Annotated in this window: 10 protein-coding genes; all 10 read left to right on the top strand. The window is 38.0% G+C overall.

Annotated elements, in window-relative coordinates; all coding sequences use genetic code 11:
* Nucleotides 1-308: 308 nt before the first annotated feature.
* The 10 genes from NFR51_RS10435 to NFR51_RS10390 all read left to right on the top strand — a co-directional run bounded on the left by NFR51_RS10435 (nucleotide 309) and on the right by NFR51_RS10390 (nucleotide 8,050).
* Nucleotides 309-1,073 carry a tyrosine-type recombinase/integrase gene (locus tag NFR51_RS10435; protein ID WP_251713594.1) on the top strand — a complete coding sequence of 255 codons (765 nt, stop codon included), beginning with the start codon at nucleotides 309-311 and terminating at the stop codon, nucleotides 1,071-1,073.
* A 159-nt stretch (nucleotides 1,074-1,232) separates the two neighbouring features.
* A complete protein-coding gene (yqeH, locus tag NFR51_RS10430; protein ID WP_251713593.1) occupies nucleotides 1,233-2,360 on the top strand; it encodes a ribosome biogenesis GTPase YqeH in 1,128 nt (375 codons plus the stop codon).
* Nucleotides 2,361-2,362: 2 nt separating this feature from the next.
* The gene (hflX, locus tag NFR51_RS10425) at nucleotides 2,363-3,598 is read left to right on the top strand and encodes a GTPase HflX (protein ID WP_251713592.1); all 1,236 of its coding nucleotides are present in this window, start codon (nucleotides 2,363-2,365) and stop codon (nucleotides 3,596-3,598) included.
* 14 nt (nucleotides 3,599-3,612) lie between these two features.
* Nucleotides 3,613-3,921, top strand: a complete 309-nt coding sequence (yhbY, locus tag NFR51_RS10420) for a ribosome assembly RNA-binding protein YhbY (protein ID WP_251713591.1) — start codon at nucleotides 3,613-3,615, stop codon at nucleotides 3,919-3,921.
* A 3-nt stretch (nucleotides 3,922-3,924) separates the two neighbouring features.
* On the top strand, nucleotides 3,925-4,518 hold the full coding sequence (locus tag NFR51_RS10415) for a nicotinate-nucleotide adenylyltransferase (protein ID WP_251713590.1): 594 nt from the start codon (nucleotides 3,925-3,927) through the stop codon (nucleotides 4,516-4,518).
* Nucleotides 4,511-5,104, top strand: coding sequence for a bis(5'-nucleosyl)-tetraphosphatase (symmetrical) YqeK (gene yqeK / locus NFR51_RS10410; RefSeq protein ID WP_251713589.1), 594 nt, complete (start codon nucleotides 4,511-4,513; stop codon nucleotides 5,102-5,104). Before NFR51_RS10415 ends, yqeK begins: the two co-directional genes overlap by 8 nt.
* Before the next feature lie 25 nt (nucleotides 5,105-5,129).
* Complete coding sequence (rsfS, locus tag NFR51_RS10405; RefSeq protein ID WP_251713588.1) at nucleotides 5,130-5,489, top strand: ribosome silencing factor; 360 nt, start codon at nucleotides 5,130-5,132, stop codon at nucleotides 5,487-5,489.
* Nucleotides 5,490-6,221 carry a class I SAM-dependent DNA methyltransferase gene (locus tag NFR51_RS10400; RefSeq protein WP_251713587.1) on the top strand — a complete coding sequence of 244 codons (732 nt, stop codon included), beginning with the start codon at nucleotides 5,490-5,492 and terminating at the stop codon, nucleotides 6,219-6,221.
* Complete coding sequence (locus NFR51_RS10395) at nucleotides 6,209-7,294, top strand: nucleotidyltransferase (protein ID WP_251713586.1); 1,086 nt, start codon at nucleotides 6,209-6,211, stop codon at nucleotides 7,292-7,294. The genes NFR51_RS10400 and NFR51_RS10395 overlap by 13 nt, the downstream gene beginning before the upstream one ends.
* A gap of 39 nt (nucleotides 7,295-7,333) precedes the next feature.
* A complete protein-coding gene (locus tag NFR51_RS10390; RefSeq protein ID WP_251713585.1) occupies nucleotides 7,334-8,050 on the top strand; it encodes a YebC/PmpR family DNA-binding transcriptional regulator in 717 nt (238 codons plus the stop codon).
* Nucleotides 8,051-8,248: the final 198 nt, after the last annotated feature.

Genomic DNA, 8,248 nt, shown 5'->3' with positions numbered 1-8,248 from the left:
AGTCCTTTCTTTTTTGTGTCTTCTTAGACAGATTATAACACACTAATTTGTGTCTACTTTTATAGTATAGCTCCACTAAAAACAGACTTTCAAAGAAGATTGAGAAAAGGATAAAAGAAAGTACAGCTAGCAAAAGTGAAATTATACCAACGGTTCAAGAAGTATTTGATGAATGGCGTATTATACGGGATCAAGAATTAAAAGTATCTTCTCAATTTGTAGAAATAAGTGCTTTTAATATTTTTTTAAAGGAGTTTGGTAATTTAAAAATAAGAGAAGTGACGACTGCTAAAGTCCAGAAGTTCTTCATGGGATTACGTTTAGCACCTGCAACTCTTAGTTTAAGGAAAACTTACTACAGATTGCTTTTTTCTTATGCAAAGAGAATAGGTTATGTTAAAAATAATCCAATAGAAAATATAGTTTTGCCTAAAGTCAAGTTGACTCACGAACAACTTCAACGGAAAAAGGAGAAATTCTTAGACAAGAGAGATATGAGAAAACTTCTTGATTATTTGTATCAAGATAAGTGGCATTTCAGAAAAGCGTTGATGTTTGAGTTCTTATTTTTGACAGGGCTAAGAATAGGTGAACTTTTGGCGTTAAAATGGGAAGATATTGACCTTGATAATCAGAAGTTACATGTTAGGCATACGTTAAATATTCATGGCGTTCCTGCTCGAAATAGAGAGTTGTTATCTCCAAAAACTAGTCATTCTTATAGAAGTTTAATGCTAGATAATAGGTCTATGGAGATAATAGATTTTTTTTCTAGTGAGTATAAAGATGAAAATTTTGTATTTGTTGGAACTAAGAAGCAAACTTATGGACCTGACACTTTATCTAGGGTTTTTAAAAAAGCATGTACAGAGGCTTTAGGTGAAGGACAGTATAATTTACATATGCTTAGACATTCGCATATTTCTTTATTAGTTGAAATGAATATTCCTATTAAAGCGATAATGGAACGTGTGGGACATTCGGATGAAAAGATGATATTACAAATTTATAGTCATGTGACAGAAAATATTCAAAGTAGTTTATTGACGAAATTGAATGATTTAACTTTTTAAAAACTAACCAAGAAATTAACCAAAAATTAAAGGAGATGAGAGGAATACGTAGAAAGTTATCAATTTTTGAAACTCAAAAATAATGTCCTAATGTAGAAGTGTAGGAGGTTAGAGGTAAATAGGGGAGAATAATAACTTAAAATGTGTTAAAATAGGCCTATGAATGAAACTGAAAATATTGCGGAAGGATTGCACTGTATTGGTTGTGGTGCACGAATTCAAACTGAAGATAAAAAAACCTTGGGGTATCTGCCTGCAGGTGCTCTTGCGAAAAGAGGAGAAGATGATGCACTCTATTGCCAGCGCTGCTTCCGTCTCCGTCATTATAATGAAATCGCCGATGTCAGTCTGACAGACGATGATTTTTTACGCCTTTTGAGTGAAATTGGAGAGCATGATGGTTTGATTGTGAATGTTGTTGATATTTTTGATTTCAACGGCTCTCTAATTCCAAGTTTGCACCGTTTCACAGGAAATAATGACTTTCTCTTGGTAGCTAATAAGAAAGACATTTTGCCACACTCTTTAAAAGTTGGGAAAATGAGCGCTTGGCTCAAGGAGCAAGCAAAGTATGCTGGTCTGCGCCCACTTGATGTTCTCGTAACCTCAGCTAAAAATCAAGATGATGTTAGAGAGCTCATGGAAAAAATTGAGAAAATGCGTAAAGGTCGTGATGTTTATGTGGTTGGTGTGACAAATGTGGGTAAATCCACATTAATTAATGCCATCATCAAACTCGTCACAGGGGATGACAATGTTATCACAACCAGCCGTTTCCCAGGGACAACTTTAGATAAGATTGAAATTCCTCTTGATGATGAGAGTTTGTTGATTGATACACCGGGGATTATTCACCGTGGCCAAATGGCACATTATCTTGAAGCAAAAGATCTGAAACTGGTTTCTCCTAAAAAAGAAATCAAGCCTAAAACTTACCAGCTTAATGCAGAACAAACTTTATTTTTAGGAGGACTTGCACGCTTTGATTATATACAAGGTGAAAAACAAGGGTTTACTGTTTTTTGTGACAATGAGCTAAGTATTCATCGTACAAAGTTAGCAGGTGCCAGTGAGTTCTATGAAAAACATGTGGGAGGTCTGCTCCAACCTCCACGTGCAAAAGAGCTTTCATCCTTTCCAAAACTCATACGCAAAGAATTTTCTGTTAAAGAAAAGTCTGATATCGTTTTCTCGGGACTAGGATGGATTCGTGTTGCAGAACGTGGTCTTGTTGCGGCCTGGGTGCCAGAAGGTGTTGATGTGCTTCTACGTAAGGCATTGGTATAAGAATGATAGATTTAGAAGAAAAACAAGAACGTGTTTTATTAGCCGGTGTAGAAACCTTTGAAAACAGTGAAAATTTTGAAAGCTCCATGCTTGAACTTGCTGAACTAACAAAAACAGCAGGTGGCATTGTAGTCGATGCTTTTACACAAAAGCGGGACAAATATGACACTAAATTTTTGATTGGGACCGGTAAGCTTGAACAACTGCGCTGGGCGATTGAGGTTGGCGAAATAGATACGGTTATCTTTAATGACCGTTTGACTCCTCGACAAAATATCAATCTGGAGGAGGTCTTAGGGGTTAAAGTTATTGATCGAATGCAACTGATTTTGGATATTTTTGCATTGCGGGCACGCTCACATGAAGGGATGCTTCAGGTAGAACAAGCCCAACTGAGCTATTTGTTGCCACGTTTAGTCGGTCAAGGTATTATGCTCAGTCGTCAGGGAGGAGGCATTGGTTCCAAAGGTCCTGGTGAAAGTAAACTTGAAACAGACCGTCGTTATATTCGAACACGTATTGAGAACATTGAAAAACAACTCAAAAAAGTCGAAAAAACACGTGAAACCATTCGAAAAAGACGCAAAGAAAGTTCTATATTTAAGGTCGGCTTGATTGGCTATACTAATGCAGGCAAATCAAGCATAATGAATGCTTTGACTGAAAAAACGCAATATGAAAAAGATGAACTTTTTGCTACACTAGATGCAACAACAAAGCTGGTGAAAATAAAAGAGGATTTTACAGTCAGCCTAACGGATACCGTTGGTTTTATCCAAGATTTGCCTACGGAATTGATTAAAGCATTCAAGTCTACTTTGGAAGAGTCTACACATGTTGATTTACTGATCCATGTGATTGATGCGAGCAATCCACATCATGAAATCCACGAAACAACGGTCCAAAAATTGATGGAAGAAATGGATATCCAAGGTATCCCCGTACTGAATGTCTATAATAAAATGGATATTGCTAAGGACTTTGTGCCAACTTTGGCACCAGCTGTACAGCTTTCGATTAAGTCGGCAGAAGGTGTCCAATGGTTACGTACGGCAATTTTAGAAAAAATACATGAACTCTTTGTCGACTTTGAGTTGGATTTGCCTTATACAATGGCTTATAAACTGCCCGAACTGAAAAAAATAGCCATGGTCAACGATGTTATTGAGGGTGAAACAGCTTATAAAGTGAAAGGACTCATTGCCCCTAACATGACATGGAAGCTGGATAATTATTAGAAAAGAGAAATAAAATGGAATTAACTGGAAAACAAAAGCGTTACTTGCGAAGTCTCGCAGTAAATATTCGCCCCATTGTTCAAATTGGAAAATCAGGATTGACTAATGAAATTCTGACAAGTATCCGTCACGCGGCAGATGCACGTGAATTAATCAAGGTCAACATCTTGCAAAATTCAGATGAAACAGCGAAAGATGTTGCGGAGATGATTGACGAAATGGGGCTCAACGTTGTCCAAATCATTGGGCGTAACATTGTTGTTTTTAAAGTTAGTGATCGTAAAGAGAATCGCAAAATTTCAGAAGATGTAAAAAAGGTATAAGTTATGTCGCTTGAACTTCTAACCCCTTTTACTAAGGTGGAATTGCAGGAGGAAAACACTCGTGTTCGCCGTGCCATCGGCCTTTTTTGGGGAAACTTCAATCCAGTGCATATCGCACATTTAACAATTGCTGATCAAGTGCGCCAACAGCTTAATTTGGAGCAGGTCATTTTTTTGCCAGAGCATAATACAGAGGGGCATGTTACTCGGATGCTTGAGTTTGCACTAGAGGGAAAAGAAGGACTCAGACTTAACCAGTGTCGTTGTCAGTCAAAAGAAGGAATCTATGAAACAGTAAAGAAACTGAAGGAAGAGTATCCAGAAATAGACTTTTACTTTATTATCGGTGGTGACTTAATCGGTAGTTTATCCAGATGGAAAAACATTGAAAAACTCTTGGAATTAGTGCAACTCGTTGGTGTACGTCGTCCGCGTTTTCGTGTGGGAACGAGTTATCCTATTCTGTGGGTAGACGTGCCTGGTATGGATATCTCTGGGAATATGATACGAGAGCAGTTGAGCCGCGGGATTGTTCCTAACTTCTTGTTGTCACCAAAAGTTTTAGACTATATTAAGAAAGAGGGACTGTATGTTTGATTTTTATCCGGAAGTTAATTTATCACGTGAGTCCTTACTTGAAAAAATAAAAGGGCAAATGTCTGAAAAACGCTTCAAACATATTTTGGGTGTAGAGAAAGCAGCAATTGCTCTTGCTGAAAAATATGGCGTAAATGTTCATAAGGCAAGTCTTGCTGCTCTTTTACATGACTACGCGAAAGAGACCGAGGATCAAGTTTTTTTAGGGCTGATTGACAAATATAATTTAGATGCGGATTTAAAAAATTGGAGCAACAATATCTGGCACGGTAGAGTGGGCATTTATAAAATACAAGAAGACTTGGGTTTGGAAGATCCCGAAATTCTTCATGCAATCGAGGCCCACACTGTAGGGAGTGCGGAGATGTCTGACTTGGCTAAAGTACTTTACGTGGCGGATTATATTGAAGAAGGACGCGATTTCCCTGGTGTTATTGAAGCGAGAGCTATCGCAGATCGCTCTCTTAATATGGCGGTTGCCTTTGAGACGATGCGGCTTATCGCTTATCTCGCTGAGCTTCGTGTAAAAATTTATCCCCAAAGTATCGAAACGTATAACGCATTTATCAAATATCTTAAAAAATAATAATAAAATAGAAAATAGGAATAAAATGAATTCAAAACAATTACTCGAAACAGTTGTAAAAGCAGCCGATGATAAAAAAGCTTTGGATATTGTAGCTCTCGATGTAGCTACTGTGTCAGGTGTTGCAGATTATTTTGTCATCCTTGAAGCAATGAACACACGTCAGATTGATGCGATTATTGATAATATCGCTGAAGAAGCGGATAAACTTGGAGTACATGCTGCAGGACATATCGAAGGGGATGCGCGTACAGGTTGGGTTTTAGTTGACTTAGGTGATGTGATTGTCAACGTTTTTGATCATGATTCACGTCTGCGTTTTAACTTAGAAAAACTTTGGTCAGATGCACCACTTGTTGATATTAACGAATGGATTTCTGAATAAATGACGGCTTCATATGAGGAATTTTCCCGGGTCTATGATTCCGTAATGGATGAGGAACTTTATGACCTGTGGTTTGACTTTAGTCAAAGGCATTTTCCAGCAAAAACGCAAAATATCATGGAGCTGGCATGCGGTACGGGTATTTTATCGATAAGATTTAGTCAAGCAGGTTACAAGGTAACCGGTGTTGATTTGTCAGAGGAAATGCTGACCATTGCGGATAAACGCGCACGTCAGATGGGAGAACATATTATCTTTGCTGCAGGAGACATGCGGGAATTGTCTGGAGAGACAAAATTTGATGCGGTGACTTGCTATTCGGATTCGATCTGCTACATGTCAAATGTTTCCGAAGTTCAACGTGTCTTTGACGGCGTATATGACTCTTTAAATGCAGAAGGTGTTTTTATCTTTGATGTCCATTCGACATATCAAGTGGATTCGGTCTTTCCGGGTTATTCTTATCACGAAAATGATGAAGATTTTGCTTTTCTTTGGGACTCTTTTGAGGGGGATTATCCCCATTCAGTCGTCCACGAATTGACCTTTTTTGTCAAAGAATCAGATGGAAGATTTGTCCGTAAAGATGAAGTGCACCAAGAGAGAACTTATCCGATAAAGGAATATTTGAAAGGTCTTCAAAAATTTTCTAAAGTAGAAGTATATGCTGATTTTCAAGACAAAAAACCTGATGAAGAAAGTTTACGTTGGTTCTTTGTATGCAAAAAATAATAGGAATTGTTGCTGAGTTCAACCCTTTTCACAACGGACATAAATATTTATTAGATCAGGCAGGCGATGGCATCAAAATCGTGGCCATGTCTGGAAATTTTATGCAGAGGGGCGAACCAGCTCTTTTTGATAAATGGACAAGAGCGGAAATGGCTCTAAAAAATGGTGCAGATATCGTGGTAGAGCTTCCTGTCATGGGAGCCGTTCAGGCTGCGGATTTTTTTGCACAGGTTGCAGTAGATATTCTTGATGACATGGGTATTGAAGCACTCGTTTTTGGTTCGGAGTCTGCTCTGGATTATCAAAAAATTGTGAGTCTTTATAAAGATAAATCAGCAGAAATGGAGAGCTTCATTAGAACGTTACCTAGCACGCTAAGCTATCCCGAAAGAACCCAGATGATGTGGCAAAAATTCTCAGGCTTGCATTTTGATGGAAACACTCCCAACCACGTCCTAGCTCTCGCTTATGCAAAGGCCAGTGCGGATAAAGATATAAGGCTCCAAGCCATTCACCGCAGTAATGCTTTTCACTCTCAAAGCTTGTCTGGTGAAATTGCTTCAGCAACAGCCATCAGAGCAAATATTGACCATCAAGATATCTTTAATTTTGTGCCTGAAAATTTAAGGCAACTCTATCAGCAACCAAAAGTTTCTTGGGATAATTATTTCGCTCTGCTTAAGTATAAGATAATTTCCCAAGATTTGAGCCTTATTTTCCAAATGAATACAGAATTAGAGAGTCGGATAAAAACGGCGATTAAGAAAGTAACAACTTTTGACGAATTGGTAGAGGCAGTGCATACGAAGCGGTATACAAGAGCGCGTGTGAGAAGGCTCTTAACCTATGTTTTATTGGATATTCCGCGTGATTTTCAACTTCCTCAAAACATCCATGTTTTAGGATTTACAAAACAAGGACAAAAACACTTAACTAAAGTCAAAGATAAACTTGTAACACGTATCGGAAAAGAAGCGTGGGATTTGCTTACGCAAAAATCAGATGATATTTATCAATTAGGGCATCGGGGGCTCAAAGAACAGAACTACGGGCGCAAACCACTGATTTTGTGATATAATATTTAAGAATAAATTGAGAATAGGAGGTGTCCCATGGGACGCAAATGGGCCAATATTGCCGCAAAAAAATCAGCTAAAGACGGAGCGACATCAAAAGTTTATGCAAAATTTGGTGTTGAAATATATGTAGCCGCAAAACAGGGAGAGCCAGATCCAGAATCAAATACAGCGCTTAAGTTTGTTATCGAACGTGCTAAACAAGCACAAGTTCCAAAGCATGTCATTGATAAAGCTATTGACAAAGCTAAAGGCGGGTCAGAAGAGGCTTTTGTTTCTGGGCGTTATGAAGGGTTTGGTCCTAACGGTTCAATGATTATCTGCGAAACATTGACCTCAAATGTGAACCGTACAATTTCTAATATTCGGACGATTTTCCATAAAAATGGGGGAAATATTGGAGCAGAAGGTTCAGTGAGTTATATGTTTGACAATACAGGTGTGATTGTTTTTGCTGGAGAAGATGCGGATGAGATTTTTGAATATTTGATGGAAAAAGATATTGATGTTCGCGATGTTTCTGCCGAAGAAGGTCAAATTATTGTCTACACGGAACCTACAGATTTACATAAAGCAATTGCTGCTCTCAAAGAAAAAGGTATTACAGAATTTACAACAACTGAACTCGAAATGATTGCACAGAGCGAAGTGGAACTTTCTGGTGAAGATTTGGAAATCTTTGAAGGTCTGGTAGAGGCTTTGGAAGAAGATGACGATGTGCAGAAAGTTTACCACAATGTGGAAAATGTGTAACTAAAAAGATGGTCATTCGGCCATTTTTTTAGTTACACACTGATATTCCCGTCTTAATTAACTGTCAATTTTTAAAAAAATAAGAGTTCATAAAGTTCGTTAAATGGGGCTTAAACCGAATGATCTTAAAAAAAGAGGAGGAAAAGGTTATTTTATTCTTGACAAGGGGAGGTTAGTTTGATAGAATATAATAGTTGT

The organism is Lactococcus ileimucosae, from assembly GCF_943193185.1.
Taxonomy (GTDB): domain Bacteria; phylum Bacillota; class Bacilli; order Lactobacillales; family Streptococcaceae; genus Lactococcus; species Lactococcus ileimucosae.
Note: the sequence above shows the minus strand (reverse complement) of the source record. Positions and strands in the feature narration are given on the sequence as shown.

What these genes read in the sequence shown, in the direction of transcription:
- NFR51_RS10415 (WP_251713590.1), top strand. Translation starts at nt 3,925, where the DNA reads ATGTCGCTTGAACTTCTAACCCCTTTTACTAAGGTGGAATTGCAGGAG.
- NFR51_RS10390 (WP_251713585.1), top strand. Translation starts at nt 7,334, where the DNA reads ATGGGACGCAAATGGGCCAATATTGCCGCAAAAAAATCAGCTAAAGAC.
- yqeH (WP_251713593.1), top strand. Translation starts at nt 1,233, where the DNA reads ATGAATGAAACTGAAAATATTGCGGAAGGATTGCACTGTATTGGTTGT.
- yhbY (WP_251713591.1), top strand. Translation starts at nt 3,613, where the DNA reads ATGGAATTAACTGGAAAACAAAAGCGTTACTTGCGAAGTCTCGCAGTA.
- NFR51_RS10395 (WP_251713586.1), top strand. Translation starts at nt 6,209, where the DNA reads ATGCAAAAAATAATAGGAATTGTTGCTGAGTTCAACCCTTTTCACAAC.
- NFR51_RS10400 (WP_251713587.1), top strand. Translation starts at nt 5,490, where the DNA reads ATGACGGCTTCATATGAGGAATTTTCCCGGGTCTATGATTCCGTAATG.
- NFR51_RS10435 (WP_251713594.1), top strand. Translation starts at nt 309, where the DNA reads ATGGGATTACGTTTAGCACCTGCAACTCTTAGTTTAAGGAAAACTTAC.
- rsfS (WP_251713588.1), top strand. Translation starts at nt 5,130, where the DNA reads ATGAATTCAAAACAATTACTCGAAACAGTTGTAAAAGCAGCCGATGAT.
- yqeK (WP_251713589.1), top strand. Translation starts at nt 4,511, where the DNA reads ATGTTTGATTTTTATCCGGAAGTTAATTTATCACGTGAGTCCTTACTT.
- hflX (WP_251713592.1), top strand. Translation starts at nt 2,363, where the DNA reads ATGATAGATTTAGAAGAAAAACAAGAACGTGTTTTATTAGCCGGTGTA.